This window comes from Kocuria sp. ICS0012 (genome assembly GCF_001665945.1).
Taxonomy (GTDB): domain Bacteria; phylum Actinomycetota; class Actinomycetes; order Actinomycetales; family Micrococcaceae; genus Kocuria; species Kocuria marina.
The window spans coordinates 1-21,908 of the sequence record NZ_LZMM01000036.1 but is presented as its reverse complement, the minus strand read 5'-3'; the positions used below and the strand labels follow the sequence as shown (position 1 = coordinate 21,908).

The window sequence follows — 21,908 nt, the reverse complement described above, 5'->3', positions numbered from 1 at the left end:
TGCTCACTCGTCCTCTTCCCGTTCCCGCACCGCGGTGCCGGCTCCTCGGGCCGTGGAACGCCCCGCGGACTGGCCCTCGCCGTGGGGACGCTTCGGATCCTCGTTCAGTTCCCGCTGCGGATCGGTGATCCGCTCGTTGCCGGTCCGGACGGTGAGCCCGGCCCGCTCCTGGTACTCCTCGATGAGCGCGATGCGTTCGGCACCGCGCGGCCGGCGGCCGGGGCGGATGTCGCACGAACCCGTCTTGAAGTTCTGGATCTGGACGTTCGGGTCCAGGGTGATCCCCAACAGGTCGTTGGCGGCGTCACCGCTGACCACGGCGTCCTTGCCCACGGCCCAGTGATAGGGCAGCCCGATCTGGTGCACGGTCTGCCCGCCCACCCGCAGCGGCGTCATCCGGTCGGTCACCAGGACCTTGACCTCGATGGCCGAGCGCGGCGAGATGATCGTGGCCCATCCAAAGGGCTCCAACCCTTGCTGTTCGGCGAGCTCCGGGGAGATCTCGCAGAACGCCTCGGGCTGCAGTTCGGACAGGTACGGCAACCAGCGGCTCATGCCACCGGCGGTGTGGTGCTCGGTCAGCCGGTACGTGGTGAACACGTACGGGTAGACCTCGCTGCCGGGCGCGCCCGCACTCGGTGCGGAGAGGTTGTCCTTGCGGGGGAACATCACGCGGGCCGGGTTCTGCTGCTGCGAGTACAGCGCATTGGCCACCGGCGACTCCTGGGGCTCGTAGTGGGTGGGCATGGGCCCGTCCACGAGACCCTTGGGGGCGTACAGCCACCCCTTGCCGTCCGCCTGCATGATGAACGGGTCGTCGCCGTGCAGCGAGGCCGCGCCACCGAGCTCCGGGTCAGGCCGCGCGCCGGGATCCTTGTCCACCGGGAAGTCGGGCACGTCCTTGCCGGTCCAGCGCCCGGACTCCTCGTCCCACCACACGAGCTTCTTCCGCTCGCTCCACGGCTTGCCCTGGGGGTCCGCCGAGGCGCGGTTGTAGAGGATCCGTCGGTTCGCGGGCCAGGCCCACGCCCACTTGGAGGCGATCTCGTCCTGCTCGCGCCCGGGAACCCGGTCCGCGGCGTGGTTCACGCCGTCCGCGTAGATCCCGGTGTAGATCCAGCACCCACCGGACGTGCTGCCGTCCGCCTTCATCTGGGTGTAGGAGGACAGCGGCTTGCCCGCATCGGGGCCGGTCTCGAACCGGCCGTTGATCTCCGCGAGCACGCTCTCGGGATCCGGCTCACCTTCCTCGGTCAGCGGGTAGTCCCACGTGAGGTCCAGCAGGGGCCGGTCCCGGGGATCCGTGGACTCCGCCAACCGGGTGCGCAGTCGCCGGCCCAGGTCGTAGAAGAAGTCCAGCTCGCTCTGCGCGTCACCCGGCGGGGAGACCGCCTGGTGGCGCCATTGCACGAGACGCTGGGTCTGTGTGAACGATCCCGACTTCTCCACGTGGGTGGCCGCGGGCATGAAGAACACCTCGGTCTGGATGTCCTCCGTCTTCAGCTCGCCGGACTCGATCTCGGGTCCGTCCTTCCACCACGTGGCGGATTCGATCATGTTCAGATCGCGCACCACGAGCCACTTGAGGTGGGACATGGCGGTGCGCTGCATGCGGCCGTTGGACGATCCCACCGCGGGGTTCTGCCCCAGCAGGAAGTACCCGTCCACCTTGTCCTCGAGCATGGCCATGAGGGTCTGGTACGTCCCGTGCGGACCGTTGATCCGCGGCATGTAGTGGTACGCCCAGTCGTTGTCGTCGCGCGCGGCGTCCCCCCACCATGCCTTGAGCAGGTTCACGGTGTAGGCGTCCGCGTCAGCCCAGTAGCCTTTCTGCGTCTTGGACCCGATCGTGCCCAGGTACTCGGTGAGCGAATCGGACTCGACCGAGGGCATGGGCAGGTAACCCGGCAGCAGGTTGAACAGCGTGGGGATGTCCGTGGAGCCCTGGATGGACGCGTGCCCGCGCAGTGCCATGACGCCCCCGCCGGGACGACCCACGTTGCCGAGCAGCAACTGCAGGATCGCGGCCGTGCGGATGAACTGCGCGCCCAGCGTGTGGTGGGTCCACCCCACGGCGTACGCGAAGCACGTGGTGCGCTCGCGTCCCGAGTTCTCGGTCACGGCACGGGCCAGGTACTCGAAGTCCGCGGCGGAGATGCCGCACACCTCCTCGACCTTCTCCGGCGTGTAGCGCGAGAAGTGGCGCTTCAGGATCTGGAAGACCGTGCGGGGGTCCTGCAGGGTCTCGTCGCAGCGCGGTTCGGACGCACCCGTGGGCGCGCCGCCGCTGCCGAACTTGTCGCCGCCGGCTTCCTCGCGTTCCTCGTCGCCCTGTTCGTGCTTGTCGGTGCCGTCACCGGCGTCGTCGTCCTCGTCGTCGTAGGCCCACGACGAGAGGTCGTACGCGCCCTTCTCGACGTCGTAGCCCGAGAAGATCCCGCCGAGGTCCTCGGTGTCCTCGAAGTCCTCGTTGATGATCGTGGCGGCGTTCGTGTAGGACACCACGTAGTCGTGGAACCACAGGTCGTGCGTGAGAACGTAGTTGATCAGCGCACCGAGCAGGGCGATGTCCGAGCCCGCCCGGATGGGGACGTGCTTGTCCGCGACCGCAGAGGTGCGCGTGAAACGCGGATCCACGTGGATGATCTTGGCGCCGCGCGCCTTCGCCTCGGAGACCCACTGGAATCCCACGGGGTGGCACTCGGCCATGTTGGATCCCTGGATCACGATGCAGTCGGCGTTCGCCATGTCCTGCAGCGACTGGGTGGCGCCGCCGCGGCCATACGAGGTTCCCAGACTGGGAACCGTGGCGGAGTGTCAAATCCGAGCCTGGTTCTCGATCTGCACGGCCCCCGCTGCAGTGAACAGCTTCTTGATCAGGTAGTTCTCTTCGTTGTCCAGCGTGGCGCCGCCCAAGGACGCGATGCCCATGGTGCGGCGCAACGGCCGGCCCTGCTCGTCCGTGTCCTGCCAACCGCGGCGTCGGGCTTCCAGGAAACGATCGGCGATCATGTCGATCGCGGTATCCCGGTCCAGGGGCTGCCACTCGGCGGCACCCGGGGCGCGGTAGAGCACCTGGGTCTGACGGCCCGGGGAGTTCACGAGCTGCTCGCTCGCCGACCCCTTGGGGCACAACCGACCGCGGGAGATCGGGGAATCCGGATCACCCTCGATCTGGACCACGCGCTCGTCCTTGACGTAGACCTTCTGGCCACACCCCACCGCGCAGTACGGGCACACGCTCTGCACCACGCGGTCCGCGCTGCTGGTGCGCGGCGTGATCTCACGCGTGCGCTGTGATTGCACCGCGGAACTGCGGCCGGTGTGATCCCCGGTCCGGAGCTGGCGGATGACCGGCCACTCGAGCGGGCTGAATCGGGACATACCTCAAGAATAGACCGTTTACCGCGCGCGTCCAGGTGTCAGGTGTGTCACGACGGCGACGACCCGCGCGGCCCTCGCGGCGGCATCGGTCCGGGTCACGCCGGGATTCGGCCCGCACGGCGACGACCCGCGACGACCGGGGGCCACACGGGCCACCCGGACGCCACGGGTCGTCGGTGGTCTGCGACGGCGTGTCGCGTCAGCGCTCGTCCATGGGGTCCACGGTCTGGTCTGCGCCGTCCCGCAACGAGCGGTTGACCTCGCGGTCGGCCTGCGGGTCCTGCACGAGGGCCTCGACCTCCGGGTCCTGGGTCTCGGAGGTGGTATCGAGCTCAGGGATCGTCTCCTCCTGCGCCACCTGCTCCACGTCGGCTTCCTCGGGGTGGGTCAGGGGATCCTCGTCGGCACCCCATTGGGCGTCGTCCTCCTCCCACGCGGAGTCCTCGTCACCGGTGGTGCCGATCAGTTCGTCCTCGCGGAACGTGTCGTCCGAGGCCTCGGTGTTGTCGAGCGGGTTGGGGTCCGGGATGGGCTGCGTCATGGGTTACTCCTTGCCAGGTTCTCGACGAGCGCGCTGTCACGCGCACGGTCAGACTACGGTGCCGCGGCCACGCGCCTCCACCGGACCCCCGGCCGCTTCACGCGCAGCGGACCGCTCCGGGGCGGCTCACACGAGCGGCCACGGGTAGCGCATGCCGGAGGGGTCCTCCGGGAGCCTGCCCAGCAGCGCGAGGGCACGGGCACGACGACGCAGGGCACGCGTCTCCTCGGTCGTCAGCAGCTCGGTCACCTCCGGCGGTGCGCCGTTCTCGGCGAGCGCCGCAATGTCCGCCACGAGGTCCAGGGGCAAGGGGTCGCGCGCGAATTCCCAGATCACGGTGCGCAGTTTGAACGCCGCGGCGAAGCACAGTCCGTGGTCGATCCCCCAGACCCGCCCGTCCCAGCCGCGCAGGACGTGGCCGGATTTGCGGTCGGTGTTGTTGGTCAGCACGTCGAAGGCGGCCATGGCGCGCAGCACCGGGTGGGTGTCCGGGTGGTCCTCCACAATCGTGAAGTAGTGCTCCCGGGGGTCCGCGGCCACGAACATCTGCAGCGATCCCGTCCCGAACGGGGCGTCGTCCCGGATCACGGTGAGCGGGACGATCCCCCAGCCGAGCGCCTCGCTGAGCAGGTACGCGGCGCGCTCCCGGCGGTACAGACCCGGCGGGAAGTCGTGCAGGGGCCGCTCCCCGAGCTCGGGTTTGTAGATGGCCCAGCATGCCGTGTCCGAGTCCGGCGGACCGAACGACGTCGCTGCGGGAGCTGCGTTGTCGGGGTCGGGTGCCGCGACGGGTGAGTCGGCCGGAACGGCGTCGTCGCCGATCGCGGGAGCCGAGCAGGCCTCGGCGGCTTCAGGGCCGGGGACCTCGCCGGCACGAGCGTCGCCGTCGGTGCCGGTGACCGATTGCGACGCCAGCGCGCGCAGCTCCACGAGGAACGTCTCATTGCTGCTGCGCGCGAGCTGCCCGAGCAGCGTGATCTCCCCCGTGCGCAGCAGCTCGTCCGCTCGTTCGGCCCTCACGACGCCGCCCTCACGACGACGCCGTCCCGCCGCCCCCGCGCCCGCTCCGGGTCGCGCCGGACCGGCCCGTCACGACGCCACCAGCTCCCGCAGGGAATCCCGCGTGGAGTTGACCGTGAGCACCACGGGATTCGTGTCGTCGCGGAAGGGCTCATCCGCACCGTCGGGCGCCGCGGGATAGGACAGCACCGAGATCGAGCACGGCCCCACGCTGAGCCGCTGGAAGTTGTCCAGGGGCGTGCCCATCGCGTGGGCCAGCAACCCGCGAATGGGGTCCGCGTGGGAGAAGCACACCACGGTCCCACCGGGATGGAACCTGCACAGGCGCTGCACGACATCGACCATGCGCTGCTGCATCTCGGGGAAGCTCTCCCCGTCCGGGAACCGGAACGCGGAGGGGTTGTGCTGCACGGTGCGCCACTCGGGCAACCGGTTGAGGTCGTTGAGCGCGCGCCCCGTCCATTGCCCCACGTCGAGCTCCAGGAGCGCGGGGTCCTCGCGGACGGGCAGACCCAGCAGCTCGGCACTCGGCTGGGCGGTCTCCCGCGCGCGTTCGAGCGGCGAACTGTACAGCGCGCTCACGGGCAGTTCCGCAATCCGCTCGGCCGCGGCGCGCGCCTGCTCCCACCCCTGCTCGGACAGGTGCAGTCCCGGGGAACGCCCCGGCAACAGCTCACCCGTCGTGGGGGTGCGGCCGTGACGCACGAGCAGGACGGTGGTCGATCCGCGGGAGTCGCTCATGCTTCGTCAGCCTAGAACGCACCCGCCCTCGCGTCACGGGCCCCACCCCGCACGGCTCCCCGCCCGTCACACGGCGTCACCGAACCGCCCCGGGGGCTCGACGCCGCCGCCCACCGGGCGTAGCGTGACGCGCGTGAACGCCCAACCTGACATCCGCACCCTGGGTGACCTGCGCGCGTCGGGTCATGAGTTGAAATCCCTGCGCCGGGAGATCCGCGACAACTTGCTCGCGGCGCTCACCGCGGGGGAGAACCCGTGGCAGGGACTGCACGGCTTCGAGCGCACCGTGATCCCCCAGTTCGAGCGCGCGCTGATCGCGGGGCACGACGTCGCGCTGCTGGGTGAACGCGGCCAGGGCAAGACCCGCTTGCTGCGCACCCTGCCACGGCTGTTGGACGAGTGGACGCCCGTGATCGCGGGCTCCGAACTCAACGAACACCCCTACGAACCGCTCACCGCCGAGTCCACCGCGCGGATCGCCGCGGAGGGTGACGACCTACCGATCACGTGGCGCCATCGCGACGAGCGTTACGTGGAGAAGCTGTCCACCCCGGACACGTCCGTCGCGGACCTGATCGGGGACGTGGACCCCATGCGGGTCGCGGAGGGGCGGCGGCTCGGGGACCCCGAGACCATCCACTACGGGCTGATCCCGCGCGCGAACCGCGGGATCGTGGCGCTCAACGAACTACCTGACCTGGCCGAGCGCATCCAAGTGGCCCTGCTCAACGTCATGGAGGAGCGGGACATCCAGATCCGCGGCTACGTGCTGCGCTTGCCGCTGGACGTCATGGTCGTGGCCTCCGCCAACCCGGAGGACTACACCAACCGCGGCCGGATCATCACCCCGCTCAAGGACCGCTTCGGGGCGGAGATCCGCACCCACTACCCGCTCGAACTCGAGGACGAGATGGCCGTGATCCGCCAGGAGGCCGAACTCACCGCCGAGGTCCCCGACATCATCCTGGAGATCCTGGCCCGGTTCACACGACAACTGCGTGAATCCAGCGCGGTGAACCAGTCCTCGGGTGTCTCCGCGCGCTTCGCGATCGCGGGAGCTGAAACCGTGGCGGCCGCCGCCCGGCACCGAGCCACGGTGCGCCCCGGTGACCCCGCCGTGGCCCGGCTCGTGGACGTGGACACCGCGGTGGCCGTACTCGGCGGGAAGGTCGAGTTCGAATCCGGTGAGGAAGGCCGCGAGGACGACATCCTGGAGCACTTGTTGCGTACCGCGACCGCCCAGGCCGTGCGGGAACACTTCCGTGGCCTGGATCTCTCTCCCCTGGTCGCCGCGTTCGACGGTCAGCGCACCATCACGACCGGCGAACGCGTGGGCGCCCAGGAGTTCCTCGACGCCCTGCCCGCCCTCGAGGACTCCGAGCTCTACGACCGGTTGGCCGAACGCGTGGGCGGTGAGGGGCCCGGGTACCGCGCGACCGCCGTCGAACTCGCCCTCGAGGGGCTGTTCCTGACCCGGAAGCTCTCCAAGGAGTCCGGCGACGGGGAAACCGTCTACGGATAGGCCTCCCATGCGCACACCCCGGCATTCTTCACGGTACGGTCGTTACTCCGGCGGCCCCGATCCCCTGGCCCCACCCGTGGACCTCGGGGAGGTCCTGGACGCCGTGACCGAGGACGTCATGGCCGGCTACTCCCCCGACCAGGCCCTGCGCGAATTCCTGCGCCGCGGCGGGCGTAACCAGCGCGGACTGGACGATCTGGCGCGCCAGGTGCATCAGCGGCGTCGGGACCTGCTGAGCCGGCACCGCCTGGACGGCACGGTGCAGGAGGCCAAGAAACTGCTCGACCGCGCGCTGCGCGAGGAACGCGATCAGTTCCTGCGGGACGCGCGCATGGATCCCACGGACCGGCAGTTCCGGGAGATGCGCCTGGACGCCCTGCCGTCCTCCACCGCGGCGGCCGTGACGGAACTGTCCGACTACGACTGGCAGTCGGACGCCGCACGGCGCAACTACGAACAGATCAAGGACCTGCTGGGCCGCGAACTGCTCGAGCAGCGCTTCGCGGGGATGAAGAACGCGCTGCAGAACGCCACGGACGAGGACCGCGCCGCGGTCTCCCGCATGCTCGAGGACCTCAACGAGCTGCTTGAGAAGCACGCCCGCGGCGAGGACACACCCGAGGACTTCGAGCGGTTCATGAACCGGCACGGGGACCAGTTCCCCGAGAACCCCCAGGACATCGACGAGCTCATCGACGCGCTGGCTCAGCGCTCCGCCGCCGCGCAGCGCATGATGCGGTCCATGACCCCGGAGCAGCGCGAGGAGCTCATGGCGCTGTCCGCGCAGGCGTTCGGTTCCCCCGAACTGATGTCTCAACTGGACCGCCTCGACGCCGCGCTGCAGGGCCTGCGTCCCGGGTTGGACTGGTCCGGTTCGGAGCAGTTCGAGGGCGATCAAGGCCTCGGTCTCGGGGACGGGACGGGTGTGCTGCAGGACCTCGCGGACCTGGACGCCCTGAGCGAGCAGCTGTCCCAGTCGTATGCGGGTTCCACGCTCTCGGACCTGGACGTGGCCGCGCTGGCCCGGCAACTGGGCGACGACGCCGCCGTCGCCGCGCGCACGCTCACCGAGCTCGAGCGCGCCATGCGGGACAGCGGCTACCTGCGCCGCGGCACGGACGGCGAGTTGCGGTTGTCCCCGCGGGCCATGCGCAAGCTCGGCAAATCCCTGTTGCGCGACGCCGCCGGGAGACTTTCCGGTCGCAGTGGCCGCCGGGACACCCGGCTCGCCGGGGCCGCCGGTGAGCAGACCGGCTCGTCCCGCCCGTGGCAGTTCGGGGACGTGGAACCGTGGGACGTGACCCGCACGGTGACCAACGCGGTGACCCGCACGGCGGCGTCGGGCGCGGACCCGAGTGCGGGTCTGCGGATCGACGTCCAGGACATCGAGGTGCGCGAGACGGAGGCGCGCACGCAAGCGGCGGTGGCGCTGCTCGTGGACACGTCCTTCTCGATGGCGTTGAACGGGCGCTGGGTCCCCATGAAGCGCACGGCGATCGCCCTGCACCAATTGATCTCCACCCGCTTCCGGGGTGACGCACTCGAACTCATCACGTTCGGCCGCTACGCCCAGACGATGGACATCGGGGAGCTGACCGCGCTGCCCGCGTGGCACGAACAGGGCACCAACCTGCATCACGGCCTGCTGCTCGCGCAGCGCTTCTTCCGCAAGCACCCCACCATGCACCCCGTGCTGCTCGTGGTCACGGACGGTGAGGCCACCGCCCACCTGGAACCCGGCGGCGAGGCATGGTTCATGTACCCGCCCGATCCCGAGACCCTACGGCTCACCGTGGCGCAGCTGGACGCCGTGGCCCGGCGCGGCACCGAGATCACCCTGTTCCGGCTGGGGGACGACCCCGGACTCGTCAGCTTCATCGCGGCGCTCGCGCGCCGGGTGCGCGGTCGGGTGGTCGCCCCGGATCCCGAGGACCTCGACGCCGCGGTGCTGGGCGAATACATGCGTTCACGCTCCCGGAACGGCTCCTGGGGTGGGTCGGGTGACAGCTTCGCGGACGACGACGCGTGACGGTCTTCGGGACGAATGCCCTGGTCGCGGGCTGAATTCTTTTACATCTACATAGAAGTATTGCTTAAGTGAAGACGAGCCCTCACGCTGGAACCACCCGTGGACATCGGGGAACGGATGAGACGAGAGGATTCGTCATGCACCGCACACGCACGTTGACCGCGGCAGCCGCCCTCCTGGTCCTGTCACTGGGCGGGCTCACCGGATGCAACTCCTCGCCCGCGGAACAGCCACAGTCCATGGCCACCTCCTCCGAGATCGCCAACGGGCCCACCTCCGGCATCCGCTCCCAGGCCGCGAGCCCGCAGGCCGGGACCGACGCCGCGGCGATCGACCAGGCGACCGCGGCGGCTCCCGTGTCCTCGCCCGCCGCGCAGCCCAAGAGTCACATGACCGCGTCCGACACCCCCGCGCCCGGGTCGCAGAGCCCCGCGGCGACCACTGCGGCGTCGTCTGCGACCCCCGAACCGTCCGGGTCGTGCGCGAACACCTCCGCGGAGCAGGCCGTGAACGAGAACATCGACAAGGTGGGCCCGGCGTTCCCCAAGGGCAACGTTCCCGACGCCGAGTGGGTGGCGATCGACACCGAGACGTACGACCCGTGCGCGGACCTGTCGTGGGTCACGCTGACGATCCGCGGGGGCACGGCGTCCTCCCCGTCGCAGCAGATGCTCTTCCACGACGGCGAGTACCTGGGCACGACCACCAAGGAGGGCATCGCTTTCTCGCCCACGACCGTGCGGCTGTCCGACTCCGCCATCCAGGTCACCTACCGGTGGGCCAAGGAGGGCGAGAGCAATGCCGATGCGAGCGGGCGGGCTGTGTCCACGTACTCCTGGAACCCGAACACCGAGTCCGTGGACCACGCGGGCGAGTGGCCCCCGGGTATCGGCTGAGCCGCGCCCCGGCGCCCGGTTTCGACAACGCCACCACGCGCCGTCGCCCCCGCACTCCATCGAGACGGCAGCGCGGCCGCGTGGCTGGACACCATGGCATGCCACGTGTGACACGATGAGCGCACGGGACGCACCCCACCGGCGAGGAGAGTCATGAACCTGCTGCGCACGCTAGTGACCGCATCCGCCGGTGCATACACCGCCAATTGCGCGCTGGGGGCGTCCGTGGCCGCCCGGTGGGTGAACACCTCGAACGTCCGGTGGATCCACCACGGTCTGTACATCACCACGTCCGCCGTGACCGCGGCGGCATGCGTGGCCGCGGTGCGTGAGCGCTCCCCAGTGGCGGCGGTCCTCGCACCGGCGGTCGTCCCGCTCTTCCTGTTGCAGCGCCACGGTGCGCACCCGCTGCGACGTCACACCCGAGACGCCCTCGCGGCGGCTCCCTGCTACGTGGCCGGCCTCGCGCTGGCCTGGAGGTGAATCGTGGAATTCCTGGATGCCGTGTTCAACCGCCGCACCACCAACGGCCCGTTCCGCCCGGATCCTGTGAGCCCTGAGCACCAACAGTTGCTGATCCGCGCGGCGGCCGCGGCTCCCTCCCAGTTCAACAGCCAGCCGTGGCGGTTCGTGCTGATCGAGAACCGGGACACGATCGAGACCGTTGCCCGGATCAGCGGGGAGAGCATGACCGAGGTCATGGGCGCGGGCACGTTCTTCGACCGGTACAAGAAGTACTTCCGGTTCAGCCAGAAGGAGATGGACGCCCAGCGCAGCGGCATGCTGTTCGACAAACTGCCCGCGCTGCTGCGCCCGTTCACGTCCAAGGCGTTCACGCCCTCCGGGCAGAGCCTCATGAACAAGCTGCGCGTGCCCCAGACCCTGGGCGAGGAGAACCGCAAGCTCGTGGCGGGGTCCCCGCTGCTGATCGGCGTGATGCTCGAGCGCGGCGAATACCGCCCGGAGGAACTGTCCGGGTTCTACTCGGTGTTCAGCATGGGTGCCGCCATGGAGAACCTGTGGCTCACCACGGTGGAGTTGGGTATGGGGATCCAGTTCGTGTCCTTCCCCATGGAGGCACCGCACCAGTGGCAGCGGATCATGGACGTGCTGCGCGTTCCGGAGGATCTGGAGCTCATGGCCGTGTACCGGCTGGGCTACGTGCCCGAGCGCACCCACCGCCCGGCGATCGACTGGTCCAGCCGCGAGCGCAAACGCCCCTCCCAGTACGTGTTCCGGGAAACGTGCGAGACGCCTCAGCAGGGCTGGGATCAGGACGTGCGTCCCGGGTCCGACTGAGTCCGGTCCTGCTGCGGGGTGTCCACCTGATCCCGGTCCGCCCGGACCGGCTCCGCGTCCTGGCCGGTGTGCACCGCCAGCAGCCGGAAGAACCGCTGTTGCACGGCCCGCCACCCCGGGGGCAGCGCCTGGCGCAGCTCTCCGGGGCGGTAGCTGCGCCGGATGGACAGCAGACCGTCGAAGCGCACGAACACCCTGGCTCGTGCGAGCGGCAGCGTGGCCACCCAGTACAGCAGCCAGGCCGCGCGGCTGCGGCGCAGGTCGTTGTGCACCGCTACCCCACGGGTCAGCCGACGTGAGTCCGCCAGCACGGCGGACAGCTCCTTCCGTGTCAGGTGGTGGAGCATGTGGTTGGAGATCACGGCGTCGTAGCGCTCCCCCGCTGCCACCAGATCGTGGCTCGCGAGCGTCCGGTAGGTGGCGCCCACTCCGCGGTCGTGCGCGGCCGCCCACCGGGTGGCCCGGGCGTCCGGGTCGATCCCGGTAATCCGCACGTCCAGCCCGTCGCGAGCGGCCCAGCGGGCGATGGCCCGGGCGACGTCGCCCCCGCCGCACCCGATGTCCAGCACGGTGCCGGGGCGACCCTCTCGGGCAGCGGCACGCAACGCGGGACGTACATACCGGCGGTAGACGGGCCACCAGGATGCAACGAGCGGGTTGATCACCCCGAACAAGCGGTAGGTGTTGTCCAGGGCCACCGGATCGCAGGCCGGATCGTCCATGAGCTCCGGCTCGTCCACGCTGCGGTGGCGGAGCAGGGGGTCGCGGCGGCCCAGGACATCAGCGTGCGGCAGAGGGTTGTTGCGCAGCATAGGCTTCATCGCTCACCTCGTCTCGGACGCGGGACAGACCCGCAGCAGGGCGCTCTCGATGCTCAGGCCGGGGCCGAACGCGAGCGCCGCCACGGTGCCCGGGTCCCCCGCTCGCACAAGGCGCTCGAGCACGAACAGGATGGTCGCGCTGCTCATGTTCCCGGCGTCCGCGAGCACTCCGCGGGACGGGGCCATCTGCTCGTCCGTGAGCGCGAGCCGTCCCTGCACCTTGTCCAGGATGCTGCGTCCCCCCGGGTGCACGGCCCACAGGGGGATCCGGTCCGCGCTCAGCCCCGCGCGGTCCAGCAGGGGTGCGAGGGCGTCCGTCACGTGGTCGTCGATGATCCGCGGCACGTAGGTCCCCAGGATCATCTCGAAGCCCTCGTCCCCCACGCTCCACGCGAGTTCCTCCTCGCCCACTGGGGCCAGGGTCGTCTCGAAGTCCACGAGCTCGAGGGTAGCGCCGGGAGCGGCGGCGTCGCGCCCGGTCACCACCGCGGCGGCCGCACCGTCCGCGAACAGGGCGTTGCCCATCACGGTGTCGGGATCGTTGCGCACGTGCAGGTGCAGGGTGCACAGCTCCACGCACACCACGAGCACCACGGCGTCCGGATCCGCGCGGCACGCGGTGTACGCGGCTTGCAGGGCGGGGAACGCGGCATTGCAGCCCATGAACCCCAGGTGCATCCGCTTCACGTCCGCGGGTAGCCCCAGGTCCTTGGCCACGCGCACATCCGGGCCCGGTGCGAAGAACCCGGTGCAGGACACCGTGATCACGTGGGTCACATCCGCGAGCTCGATCCCGGGGGCCGCGGCGTCGAGGGCCGCCCGGGCGGCTGTCACGAACATCCGTTTGGCGTGCTCGGTGTAGAGCTGGTTGCGTGCGTGCGTTCCCGGCGAGCGCAGGTACCGGGTCGTGGGATCCACGAACGGCGACGCCGCGGCGTCGCCCCCGTCAACGGTCCCCGATGCCACAACGCCCAGCTCGGGCAGGACCGTGTGGCGTGTGCTCACCCCGGCGCCCGCGAAGGCGGAACGCACCACACGCGTGCCGAGCCTGGTCATCCCCGGCTGCTCGGCGAACAGCCGGGACACGTCCTCCTGCCGGATGACGGTGTCGGGGACGGCGGTCTCGATCGACAGTAGGCGTACGGTCATACTCCATGGTAGGCGCGCGGGCCCCCGCCCGGACGAGGCGCCCCGTGCCGGACGAGCCCCGACATGCGCAACGGCCGCCCGATCCATGGGGATCGAACGGCCGTCGGACGGGCGGTTCGGATCAGAGATCCACGACCTTGTTCTCGCCGTCCACGGTGTCGCCCTTGACCTTGGACTTGATCAAGTTGGCCACCTGGGTCACCTTGCTGTTACCCGGGCTGTCCCAGTACTCGGCGCTGTGGCCGTCGATCTCGATGAGGATGTTGTTGGGGTTCTCCGGGCCGCCCTGGAGCCACGAACCGGTGAAGCTGCTCCACAGTTCCTTGAGCTTGGCCTCGTCGTTGACGATGCGCGCGGTGCCACACACTGACACCCACGAACCGGAACCCGAGTAGGCCACGTTCACCTCGGGGCGCTGCTGCAGGGCCTGCGCCTGCTCGGAGTCGCGCTCCGCGATGAACCGCACGGTGCCGTCGAACTCGACCTCCTGCGTGGCCATGGGCTTGGACACCAGGTGACCATCCCCGTCCACGTGGGTGAGCATGGCGATGCGGGTGCCCTTGATGATGTCCCGCACCTTCTGGATGTCGTCGGTGTTCTCCGCCATGGCACTTCCTTTCGTCGAGGCTGTGAATGCCCACCAAACCGTGGGGTCTGCCACCGCGATGTGGCGTCGATTGTCAGTTTATTTACTAGTAACGGTGCGCACGAGAGAGTTGGCCGGGAGCGGAATTCACGCCGTCGTGAGCAGCACGGCCCCGAACGATCCGGCCGTGGGCGGCATGATGTCGGACGACACGGACACAGAGATCCAGGCAGGGAGGGACGCATGACGCGATCGCACGAGGACACCGTGCACGTGCTGTTGGAGCGCCACGGCACCACGTACGCGCAGGACGCCGGCATCGAGCTGCGGGACACGCCCGCTCCCCTGTTCCAGCTGCTGGTGCTGGCCAACCTGCTGTCCGCGCGCATCGGGGCCAAGGTGGCGGTCGCCTCCGCGCGCGAGCTGTTCACGGCCGGGTACCGCACCCCGGAACGGATGCGCGCGGCGTCGTGGCGGCAACGGGTTCAGGCGCTGGGGCGCGGCGGCTACAAGCGTTACGACGAGCGCACCTCCACAATGCTCGGCGACGGCGCCGCCCTCCTGATCGACGAGTACGGCGGGGATCTGCGCCGCGTGCGTGAGCGCGCGGACGGTACCGACGACGTCCTCGAGGCGCTCCAGCAGTTTCCGGGGATCGGCCCCGCGGGCGCCGCGATTTTCGCCCGGGAGGTACAGGGTGTCTGGCCCGGCCTCGCGCCGTTCTTCGACGCCAAGGCCCTGGACGGCGCCCGGCGGATCGGTCTGCCCGACGACGCCCACGACCTCGCGGACCTCGTCCCGCCCGAAAAACTCCCCATCCTGGCCGCGGCCCTGGTCCGGGTCGCGCTGGACCGCACCAAGGGTGACCCGCTGGAGTAACGGACCGGGTGCGATCCGCCGGAGGTGCATTCGGCGGCGGACGCCAGGTTAATACACCGGCTGTGATCCGTGGTGCCGAGTTAACACCTCGGTCATCGGGGTGCTCCGCAGCCGTCATGTCCCCCCGCGACCATGGGTTCGGCCCGTTCGCCGGTCATCACCACGCGACCGGCAAGGCCATCTCCGTACGGCAACCCGTGAGAGGCTCTGGATGCGCACCCGCACGACCCCCCTGACCGACCGTCTCGCAACGGACCCCCTCCGCTGGATCCGGCCCACGGCCCTCCTGACAGCACCCCGCGGGCGGGAGGACACTGCGGGAATGACCACTGCGCCGGCCCACCTGTTGATCGGCCACCGCGGAGCCGCGGGGGTCGCACCCGAGAACACGGTGGCGGCGTTCGAGGTGGCCCGTTCCTCGGGTGCACAGTTCTTCGAGCTCGACGTCCAGCTCTCCGCGGACGGTGTGCCCTTCGCGTTCCACGACCCCACCCCCGCGCGCACCACGAACGCCGCCGAGGTGTTCCCGGGTCGGGAGAACGATCCGGTCACGTCGTTCACATGGGCCGAATTGCAACGGCTGGACACTGGTTCGTCCTTCTCCGGCGCGTTCCGGGGCGAGCGCATCCCGCACTTCGACGACGCCGTGGAGGTTGCGCGCGACGCGATCGGCGTGTTCATCGAGATCAAGTCCCCGGTCACGTCCCCCGGTATCGAGCACATCATCGTGGAGCGTCTGCGATCGGATCCCCGGTGGCAGCGTCTGGTCCGCGACGGGCGAATCGAGGTCCTGGGGTTCGACGCTGCTTCCAATCAGCGCTTCGCGGTGCTGGCCCCGGAGGTCCCCCTGCAGCAGCTCGTGTACCGGGTTCCCGATGCCGAGACCCTCGCGCGGATCTCCACCTACGCGGGGCAGGTGGGGTCCAACCACCGCTGGCTCAATGCGGCCGCGGTGGACCGGGTCCGTGCGGCAGGGCTGGGCATGAGCGTGTACACGGTGAACGCCGAGCGCAATTTCAACCGCATGGTGGCCCTGGGCGTAGATCGGATCACGACCGACTTCCCCGTGGAGTTCTCCCGGAAACACCCCGCGACCGTGGGTCACGCCGTGGCCGTGCGGTAGCGCCGACGGTCGCCGGACCGCAACCGGGCCGCCGCCGCGCTGCCCTGCCACCGGGGATCCGTTCGCAGCCGTCCGTAGGTGTCCACGTCCACCCGCGGCCACGGACAGCCTCCGTCATCCAGTAGGAGAACCAGCCGTTCCGGTTCTGCTCGTCCACCGCGATGCACACGAGCCCCACGGGCCCGTCCCCGTGGCACACGGCCCACGCGACCTTGCCTCCGTCCGGGTCGGTGAGCCGGTGGACGTACTCCTTTGCCTCTTCCGACGTGGTCACCGTGCCCTGCCGGGACATGGCCTGGTCGGAACGGAACGCGGAGAGGACGGCAGCGGCGTCGTCGGCGTGGAGTGGCCGCAGGGTGGGCGGCGCGGTGACGGTATCGGAGGCCCCGGTGGCACCGGGACCGATATCGGCCCCGACGGACGTCATTCCTGGGACGCCGAGAACGACCACATCACGCCGTAGCGGTCGAAGACCTGGCCGTACCAGTCGCCCCACGGGGCCTTCTCGAACGGCATGCCCGTGTGGCCACCGCCAGCCTCGAGCTTCTCGATGAGGGCCCGCGCCTCCGTGGCCGTTTCCGTCGTGTAGAGCAGGGAGTAGGCGGTCCCGGTGAGCGGGTAGTCGTCGTCCCCCATGGCGTCACCGGCGGCGATCACCCCGCCGGGCATGGTCAACGTCGAGTGGGCCACGGCCTGGGGATCCGGTTCGAACGGCATGCCCTGCAGGTCCATGTCGCCGTAGCGCAGGATGTGCAGGTCACCCCCGAACACGTCGTGCCAGTGCTCCATGGCTTCGGCGGTGGTTCCGGGCAGGGCGATGTACGTGGCGAGTGAGGGGGTCATGTGAGGCTCCTTCGACGAACGCATCCCGGATGATTCGGTCCCAGTATGGCCGTCGCGAGCGGATTCGGGAACCTCTTGCTCCGGGCCCAGCGCAGTTGTTCGGGAACCTTTTACTCCGGCGCCCGGCGCAGTTGCTCGGGCAGTTCCTCGAGCAGCCGCAACCACAGTTCCGAGACCGTGGGATAGCTGGGCACCGCGTGGCGCAGCACGTGCACCGGTACCTTCCCCGTGATCGCGATCGTGGCCGCGTGCAGTTGCTCGCCAGCGTCCGGGCCCGCGAACGTGGCACCCACGAGGCACCGGGTCTCCCGGTCCACGACGATCTTGGCCTTTCCAGAGATGGTGTCACGCAGCAGCGCCGCGCCGGCCGCACCGTTGTAGGGCACCTCCGCGGTGACGACGTCGATCCCCCGGTCCCGCGCGGAGGCTTCCGTCAGTCCCGTCTGCGCGACCTGCGGTTGCGTGAACACGACCTGGGGCACCGGCGGATTCTCCACCTCATACGGCGCGGGCGCCCCCGTGGCCACCGCCTTGATCCTGGCCCCGATGACCCGGGCGCGGTACTTGCCCCAGTGGGTCAGGGGCACATCGCCGCTGGCATCGCCCACGGCGTGCAGCCATGCGGGGAGCTTCTCATGGAGGACGTCGTCCGCGCTCAGCCCGACCGCGTCGAGTCCCACGTCCCGCAACCGCGGGGCACGGCCTGTGGCCACGAGCACCTCGGCCACGTCGACGGTCCCGGCGGAGGTCTCCAGGTGGACCGGCCCGCCGTGGACCCGGCCCAGCCCCGTGTCCTCGGCATCGCTGCGGGTGCACTTGGTGACAGATGCGTCGAGCACCACTTCCACGCCGCTGGCGCGCAACCCGTCCAGGACGGTGTCCCCCGCGAACGGTTCGTTGCCGGACAGCAAACCCGAGCCCCGCACGAGCAGGGTCACCCGGGATCCCAGGGCGTTGAGCCACACCGCGGCCTCACATGCCACGACTCCCCCGCCCACGATCGCGATGCTCTCCGGCGTCTCGACCACGCCTGTCGCGTCCGCGGACGTCCACGGGTGCGCTCCGTCGAACTCGGAGGGGATGCTCGGCTCGCTGCCGGTCGCGAGGATCACGGCGTGCCGCGCGGTGAGGGTGCGCGCGGCGGCGTCGTCGGCCTCGATGCGCACCGAGCGCTCGCCCACGAGGCGGGCGTGGCCGCGCACCACGCGGATGCCCGCGGACTCGGCCCACTCGACCTGGGAGGAGTCGTCGTAGTCGGAGACGAACGAGTCGCGCCGCGCGAGCATGCCGTCCCGGTCGAGCCGCGTGGGGACGACGCCCTCGAGGTCGTCCGTCAGTCCCGTCACGTCGACCGGGCGCAACAGCGCCTTGCTGGGCATGCACGCGTAGTACGAGCACTCCCCGCCCAGCAGGTGACCCTCCACGATGACCGCGGTGAGGTCCGTGCCCTCGATCGCGTACTGCGCGGCGTTCTCTCCCACCGCGCCGCCGCCGATCACGATCACGTCCACCGACTCCTGCGTTGCTGACTCCGTCATGTCCTCACAGTAGCCGCCGGGGTGCCGGATGTCGGCCCGGGGGCACCCCGTGCTCGGTGCGGAACCGGCCTCCCACCTGGCAATACTCCCGATTGTGACCCTCGTCATGTGTACGGTGGAAGAGCCACCTCCGTTGCATGGTCGGCATCACGACCCTTGCCGGCCCAGCGGACCGACGATGAGGAGATGCCATGAACGCGAGCGCAATGACACCCCCGGCCACCGACGAGCCCCCCACCACCCATCGCCCCTTCCGAGCCCGCGGCGGACTGGCTTTCCTGGGGCTCGCGGGCATGCTGACACTGGCCGCGTGCGGCGAGGGCAATGACGCCACCACCGCGGATCCGACGGGTGGGCAGGGGGCCGCGACGGCGGCGTCGAGCCCGGGTCCCCTGGCCACCGCCACGGTGCGTCATGCCGAGGGAATGGAGGTCGGCACCGCGCAGTTCACCGAGGCCGACCAGGATGCGATGCGGGTTTCGGTCGAGTTCTCCGGTCTGGAACCGGGGTACTACGGCCTGCACGTGCACGGCAACGGCGTGTGCGAGGCGGAGAGTTCCGCGCCGGACGATCCCTCCGAGACCGGCGCATTCCTGTCCGCCGGCGGGCACCTGGGTGGCGACGACGCTCGCCATCCGGAGCATGCGGGTGACCTTCCCGCGCTGCTGGTGACGGAATCCGGGCGGGCGGCCATGTCGTTCGAGACGGACCGGCTCACGGCCGAGAACCTGCGGGACGACAACGGCTCCGCGCTGATGATCCACTCCGGCCCGGACAACTACGCGAACATCCCCGAGCGCTACGCCCCGGAGGGACCGGACGAGGACACCCGCTCCACGGGTGACGCCGGCAGCCGCCTGGCGTGCGGTGTGATCGAGTAACCCGTCCTCGTCACACGGACGTTCGGCCCCCCGCCCGGGTGAGCGCCAGGACGACCACGACGATCAGCGCGGACGTTGTGCCCGCGATCATGTCGGTCATGGTGTCCAGGTTGTTCACCTGAGCGTTGCTGTCCGAGACCAGATCGGTGACGAACTCGGCGACCTCCCACAGGAACGCGATGAAGGCGCTGAACGACACGATCGCGAGCCCCCACAGCCACTTGGGCAGGACGAAACCATGCCGCCGGGACAGGATGCGCCACGCGTGATCGGCGCCCAGCGCGATCAGGATTCCCGAGAAGAAGTGGACCACGGTGTCCCACGGCGTCCACACACCGTAGACGTGCAAGTACGTTCCCAGGAACGCCCCGCCGAACAACAGCACCGCGTACAGCAGTTGCAGGGTCATGGGGATGCTGGCGCGGGCGATCGGCTCCAGGGCGAGCGGGACGAGCGCCGCGAGGACGAGTGCGGACAGCAGGAACACGGCCGGGCCGTTCCCCCGGGCGATCTCGAAGATCAGCGTCCCCACGAGGAGCACCTCCAGCACGATCAAGGGGGCATGGCGGCGCAGTCTCGTGTCGTGGGGGATCATGCATCCGACCCTACGCACGGGCCCTGACACGGTGGGTTGGGACGCGACGGCGTTGAGGAGGCTCAGTCCGTGAGGATCAGCGAGAGCCCCCGATCGAGGGCCTGTTCGGTGCCCTCCCGAACGGATTCGGGTGCGTTGAGGTGATCCAGGGCCAACCCGTTCACGAGTGCCGTGACCAGGGGCGCGGCGGTGTCCGGGGTCAGCCCCTCACGTAGCTTCCCGTCCTCCTGGGCCCGCCGCAGGACATTCAGGACACCCTCGTGGAAGATCTGCAGGTTCTGCCAGTACACGCTCGCGAGCCAGTCCCGGGTGGAGGCGGCCGCCCCGAAGCTGACCCACACGGCAGCGTCCTCTCTCCGCACGCCCTCCAACGGCAGGAGTTCACGCAGGGTGCGAGCGAGGGATGCCCGATAGCCGTTCTGACCGCGCGCAGCCATGACCCGTTGGGTTTGTCGCTCCACGGACCTCTCGAGGGCGGCGAGCAGCAGATCCCGCCGCGTCTTGTAGTGGTATTGAACGGTCCCGGGGGAGATCCCGGACTCCTGGGCCACAGTGCGCACGCTCACCACGTCGAAACCTTGCTGGGCGATCACGCGGATCGCAGCTTCCGCGATCATGACCCGGGCGGGGATCATCCCGCGACTCTCGTTCTCCTGTGGCATCTGACCACCCCCTCTCATACAAGTGTATGGTTGCGGTATGGCATACGTTCGTACGAGACAAGGCGGCACACATGGGTGACCTTCTCGCACTGCTCGGATTGGCCCTGCTGGACAGCATGAGCCTCGGGACCCTGGTGATCCCCCTGGTCCTCGTGATCTCCCGGCGGCGCGTGGACGCGGTCCCGCTGTTCTTCTACTTCGCGACCGTGGTGCTCCTCTACTTCTTCCTGGGGATCGCTATCGCCCTGGGGTTCGACCTCCTCTCCGACGTGGCCGGGAGGATCTGGGACAGCGAGCCCGCCCTGTGGTTCAAGGTGGTCGCCGGGCTGGGTCTGCTCGCGTACGGGATCTTCGCACCGGACCCCGTGAAGCGCGAGGGGCACCGCGCACCGCCCAGGTCCCTGCATCCCGGTGCCATGGTCGCCCTCGGTGCCGGCGCTGCTCTCACGGAGGCCGCCACGATGGTCCCCTATCTCGCGGCCAACGGGATCATCACGAGTATGGACATCGGCTGGCCGCTGCGACTGGCCCTGCTCGCCGCCTACTGCGTCGTGATGATCCTGCCCGCGCTCGTGCTCATCGCGGCTGCAGCATTGGCCGGCCGGCGGATCTGGCCGCGCCTCGAGAGGATCGTCCCCACGCTCGAGCGGGAAGCGAAGGTCACGCTTCTGTGGATCGCAGCGATCGTGGGGGTGTGGATGGCCGGGAGCGGATTGTCCGCCGTGATGAACTGACACCCCCCGTCCGCGGAGGCCCCCCGGAAGTGATCGAACGCCGCTCGGTGCAGTACTTCGGTGTACTACATTGGCACGGCCGGTGGGGGCGGTTCGTGTTCATCGCGGTCACGCTGGTCGGGTTCGGGCTGAGTTTCCTGCCGTTCACCGAGCTCGTGACCAAGGTCTTCCCCGTGATCGGCTGGCTCGGTGTCCTCTTCGTGGCGGTCCTACTGGTCACGTGGCTGGTCAGCGCGCGCACCCACATCGCCGAGGAAGGGTTGTGCGGGGACCTGATCCGTGCCCCGCTCTACCGCCTGGACCCGAACCGCCGCTGGACACCCCGCCACGCGAATGCCCTCATCCAGGCGGTGGACGAGTCCAACCTGTGCGCCAAGCACCTGGTCGACGTGATGAGCGGTGACCTCTACCAGGAGGCCGAGCGGACCAGCGGGGTCAGCGCGCCGCCCGAGGAACAGGAACAGCTCGGGGAGAAGCTGTCGCGGTTGAAGAAGTCCCGCCGTTCCCAGCACACTCCCGAGCCCCCGCGCCGTTGATGGCGTTGCCCGATCTCTAACGGCAGTACGACGACGGCGGACGGGGGCCATAGCGGGGGGGGGGGCCGGGCGCCCGGGGGGGGTGTTACCCCCGGGTGCCCGGGGCCGGGGGGGCCCGGGCCGGGGGGG

The 21,908-nt window shown here is 69.8% G+C and carries 22 protein-coding genes; 10 read left to right on the top strand and 12 right to left on the bottom strand.

Features of this window, described 5'->3' with window-relative positions:
- Positions 1–3 precede the first annotated feature (3 nt).
- From fdh to A5728_RS05150, 4 genes are all read right to left on the bottom strand, one after another.
- Entirely contained in the window at positions 4–3,384 is a 3,381-nt protein-coding gene (fdh, locus tag A5728_RS05170; protein ID WP_231885519.1) for a formate dehydrogenase, read from the bottom strand.
- Between the two features lie 199 nt (positions 3,385–3,583).
- Positions 3,584–3,925, bottom strand: coding sequence for a hypothetical protein (locus A5728_RS05160; RefSeq protein WP_064846025.1), 342 nt, complete (start codon positions 3,923–3,925; stop codon positions 3,584–3,586).
- A 126-nt stretch (positions 3,926–4,051) separates the two neighbouring features.
- The gene (locus A5728_RS05155; RefSeq protein ID WP_064846024.1) at positions 4,052–4,945 is read right to left on the bottom strand and encodes an SCO1664 family protein; all 894 of its coding nucleotides are present in this window, start codon (positions 4,943–4,945) and stop codon (positions 4,052–4,054) included.
- Between the two features lie 69 nt (positions 4,946–5,014).
- Positions 5,015–5,686 (bottom strand): histidine phosphatase family protein, encoded by a 672-nt coding sequence (locus A5728_RS05150; protein ID WP_064846023.1) that lies wholly within the window; start codon positions 5,684–5,686, stop codon positions 5,015–5,017.
- Between the two features lie 133 nt (positions 5,687–5,819).
- Between A5728_RS05150 and A5728_RS05145 the strand changes: the two genes are divergently transcribed.
- From A5728_RS05145 to A5728_RS05125, 5 genes are all read left to right on the top strand, one after another.
- Entirely contained in the window at positions 5,820–7,208 is a 1,389-nt protein-coding gene (locus A5728_RS05145) for a sigma 54-interacting transcriptional regulator (protein WP_064846022.1), read from the top strand.
- Between the two features lie 7 nt (positions 7,209–7,215).
- The gene (locus A5728_RS05140; protein ID WP_064846021.1) at positions 7,216–9,237 is read left to right on the top strand and encodes a VWA domain-containing protein; all 2,022 of its coding nucleotides are present in this window, start codon (positions 7,216–7,218) and stop codon (positions 9,235–9,237) included.
- Positions 9,238–9,374: 137 nt separating this feature from the next.
- On the top strand, positions 9,375–10,133 hold the full coding sequence (locus tag A5728_RS05135; protein ID WP_064846020.1) for an LppP/LprE family lipoprotein: 759 nt from the start codon (positions 9,375–9,377) through the stop codon (positions 10,131–10,133).
- 153 nt (positions 10,134–10,286) lie between these two features.
- Positions 10,287–10,616: a hypothetical protein gene (locus A5728_RS05130; RefSeq protein ID WP_064846019.1), complete on the top strand. Its 330-nt coding sequence runs from the start codon at positions 10,287–10,289 to the stop codon at positions 10,614–10,616.
- A gap of 3 nt (positions 10,617–10,619) precedes the next feature.
- Positions 10,620–11,432 (top strand): nitroreductase family protein, encoded by an 813-nt coding sequence (locus A5728_RS05125; protein ID WP_064846018.1) that lies wholly within the window; start codon positions 10,620–10,622, stop codon positions 11,430–11,432.
- Here the strand turns inward: A5728_RS05125 and A5728_RS05120 are convergent.
- The 3 genes from A5728_RS05120 to A5728_RS05110 all read right to left on the bottom strand — a co-directional run bounded on the left by A5728_RS05120 (position 11,405) and on the right by A5728_RS05110 (position 14,009).
- Positions 11,405–12,244, bottom strand: coding sequence for a methyltransferase domain-containing protein (locus A5728_RS05120; RefSeq protein ID WP_082943251.1), 840 nt, complete (start codon positions 12,242–12,244; stop codon positions 11,405–11,407). The genes A5728_RS05125 and A5728_RS05120 overlap by 28 nt on opposite strands.
- Before the next feature lie 12 nt (positions 12,245–12,256).
- Complete coding sequence (locus tag A5728_RS05115) at positions 12,257–13,402, bottom strand: type III polyketide synthase (protein WP_064846017.1); 1,146 nt, start codon at positions 13,400–13,402, stop codon at positions 12,257–12,259.
- Positions 13,403–13,523: 121 nt separating this feature from the next.
- Complete coding sequence (locus A5728_RS05110; protein ID WP_064846016.1) at positions 13,524–14,009, bottom strand: pyridoxamine 5'-phosphate oxidase family protein; 486 nt, start codon at positions 14,007–14,009, stop codon at positions 13,524–13,526.
- Positions 14,010–14,231: 222 nt separating this feature from the next.
- On the opposite strand from A5728_RS05110, the gene A5728_RS05100 reads away from it, so the two are divergent.
- Positions 14,232–14,867 carry a hypothetical protein gene (locus A5728_RS05100; RefSeq protein ID WP_064846014.1) on the top strand — a complete coding sequence of 212 codons (636 nt, stop codon included), beginning with the start codon at positions 14,232–14,234 and terminating at the stop codon, positions 14,865–14,867.
- A 322-nt stretch (positions 14,868–15,189) separates the two neighbouring features.
- Positions 15,190–15,990 (top strand): glycerophosphodiester phosphodiesterase family protein, encoded by an 801-nt coding sequence (locus A5728_RS05095; RefSeq protein ID WP_231885517.1) that lies wholly within the window; start codon positions 15,190–15,192, stop codon positions 15,988–15,990.
- Here A5728_RS05095 and A5728_RS15085 read toward each other — a convergent pair.
- The 3 genes from A5728_RS15085 to A5728_RS05085 form a co-directional block, all read right to left on the bottom strand.
- Entirely contained in the window at positions 15,917–16,417 is a 501-nt protein-coding gene (locus A5728_RS15085; RefSeq protein ID WP_082943249.1) for a GNAT family N-acetyltransferase, read from the bottom strand. The genes A5728_RS05095 and A5728_RS15085 overlap by 74 nt on opposite strands.
- Entirely contained in the window at positions 16,414–16,833 is a 420-nt protein-coding gene (locus tag A5728_RS05090) for a VOC family protein (RefSeq protein WP_064846013.1), read from the bottom strand. The genes A5728_RS15085 and A5728_RS05090 overlap by 4 nt, the downstream gene beginning before the upstream one ends.
- 110 nt (positions 16,834–16,943) lie before the next feature.
- Positions 16,944–18,371 carry an NAD(P)/FAD-dependent oxidoreductase gene (locus tag A5728_RS05085; RefSeq protein WP_064846012.1) on the bottom strand — a complete coding sequence of 476 codons (1,428 nt, stop codon included), beginning with the start codon at positions 18,369–18,371 and terminating at the stop codon, positions 16,944–16,946.
- 191 nt (positions 18,372–18,562) lie between these two features.
- On the opposite strand from A5728_RS05085, the gene A5728_RS05080 reads away from it, so the two are divergent.
- Positions 18,563–19,252: a superoxide dismutase family protein gene (locus A5728_RS05080; RefSeq protein ID WP_082943248.1), complete on the top strand. Its 690-nt coding sequence runs from the start codon at positions 18,563–18,565 to the stop codon at positions 19,250–19,252.
- A 10-nt stretch (positions 19,253–19,262) separates the two neighbouring features.
- Here the strand turns inward: A5728_RS05080 and A5728_RS05075 are convergent, their stop codons facing one another.
- Together A5728_RS05075 and A5728_RS05070 are read right to left on the bottom strand one after the other, a co-directional pair.
- Positions 19,263–19,847: a hypothetical protein gene (locus tag A5728_RS05075; protein ID WP_156523389.1), complete on the bottom strand. Its 585-nt coding sequence runs from the start codon at positions 19,845–19,847 to the stop codon at positions 19,263–19,265.
- Positions 19,848–19,909: 62 nt separating this feature from the next.
- Complete coding sequence (locus A5728_RS05070; protein ID WP_064846009.1) at positions 19,910–20,509, bottom strand: TetR/AcrR family transcriptional regulator; 600 nt, start codon at positions 20,507–20,509, stop codon at positions 19,910–19,912.
- Positions 20,510–20,580: 71 nt separating this feature from the next.
- Here A5728_RS05070 and A5728_RS05065 point away from each other — a divergent pair, with 71 nt between their 5' ends.
- Positions 20,581–21,243 (top strand): GAP family protein, encoded by a 663-nt coding sequence (locus A5728_RS05065; RefSeq protein WP_064846008.1) that lies wholly within the window; start codon positions 20,581–20,583, stop codon positions 21,241–21,243.
- 29 nt (positions 21,244–21,272) lie between these two features.
- Positions 21,273–21,779 carry a hypothetical protein gene (locus A5728_RS05060; RefSeq protein WP_064846007.1) on the top strand — a complete coding sequence of 169 codons (507 nt, stop codon included), beginning with the start codon at positions 21,273–21,275 and terminating at the stop codon, positions 21,777–21,779.
- Positions 21,780–21,908: the final 129 nt, after the last annotated feature.

Excerpts from the sequence above, each read along its gene's own strand:
- A5728_RS05135 (WP_064846020.1), top strand. The coding sequence starts at position 9,375 with ATGCACCGCACACGCACGTTGACCGCGGCAGCCGCCCTCCTGGTCCTG.
- A5728_RS05150 (WP_064846023.1), bottom strand. The coding sequence starts at position 5,686 with ATGAGCGACTCCCGCGGATCGACCACCGTCCTGCTCGTGCGTCACGGC.
- A5728_RS05070 (WP_064846009.1), bottom strand. The coding sequence starts at position 20,509 with ATGCCACAGGAGAACGAGAGTCGCGGGATGATCCCCGCCCGGGTCATG.
- A5728_RS05110 (WP_064846016.1), bottom strand. The coding sequence starts at position 14,009 with ATGGCGGAGAACACCGACGACATCCAGAAGGTGCGGGACATCATCAAG.
- A5728_RS05120 (WP_082943251.1), bottom strand. The coding sequence starts at position 12,244 with ATGCTGCGCAACAACCCTCTGCCGCACGCTGATGTCCTGGGCCGCCGC.
- A5728_RS05090 (WP_064846013.1), bottom strand. The coding sequence starts at position 16,833 with ATGACCCCCTCACTCGCCACGTACATCGCCCTGCCCGGAACCACCGCC.
- A5728_RS05085 (WP_064846012.1), bottom strand. The coding sequence starts at position 18,371 with ATGACGGAGTCAGCAACGCAGGAGTCGGTGGACGTGATCGTGATCGGC.
- A5728_RS05100 (WP_064846014.1), top strand. The coding sequence starts at position 14,232 with ATGACGCGATCGCACGAGGACACCGTGCACGTGCTGTTGGAGCGCCAC.
- A5728_RS05095 (WP_231885517.1), top strand. The coding sequence starts at position 15,190 with ATGACCACTGCGCCGGCCCACCTGTTGATCGGCCACCGCGGAGCCGCG.
- A5728_RS05075 (WP_156523389.1), bottom strand. The coding sequence starts at position 19,847 with ATGATCCCCCACGACACGAGACTGCGCCGCCATGCCCCCTTGATCGTG.
- A5728_RS15085 (WP_082943249.1), bottom strand. The coding sequence starts at position 16,417 with ATGACGTCCGTCGGGGCCGATATCGGTCCCGGTGCCACCGGGGCCTCC.
- A5728_RS05160 (WP_064846025.1), bottom strand. The coding sequence starts at position 3,925 with ATGACGCAGCCCATCCCGGACCCCAACCCGCTCGACAACACCGAGGCC.
- A5728_RS05065 (WP_064846008.1), top strand. The coding sequence starts at position 20,581 with ATGGGTGACCTTCTCGCACTGCTCGGATTGGCCCTGCTGGACAGCATG.
- A5728_RS05140 (WP_064846021.1), top strand. The coding sequence starts at position 7,216 with ATGCGCACACCCCGGCATTCTTCACGGTACGGTCGTTACTCCGGCGGC.
- A5728_RS05115 (WP_064846017.1), bottom strand. The coding sequence starts at position 13,402 with ATGACCGTACGCCTACTGTCGATCGAGACCGCCGTCCCCGACACCGTC.
- A5728_RS05130 (WP_064846019.1), top strand. The coding sequence starts at position 10,287 with ATGAACCTGCTGCGCACGCTAGTGACCGCATCCGCCGGTGCATACACC.
- A5728_RS05080 (WP_082943248.1), top strand. The coding sequence starts at position 18,563 with ATGAACGCGAGCGCAATGACACCCCCGGCCACCGACGAGCCCCCCACC.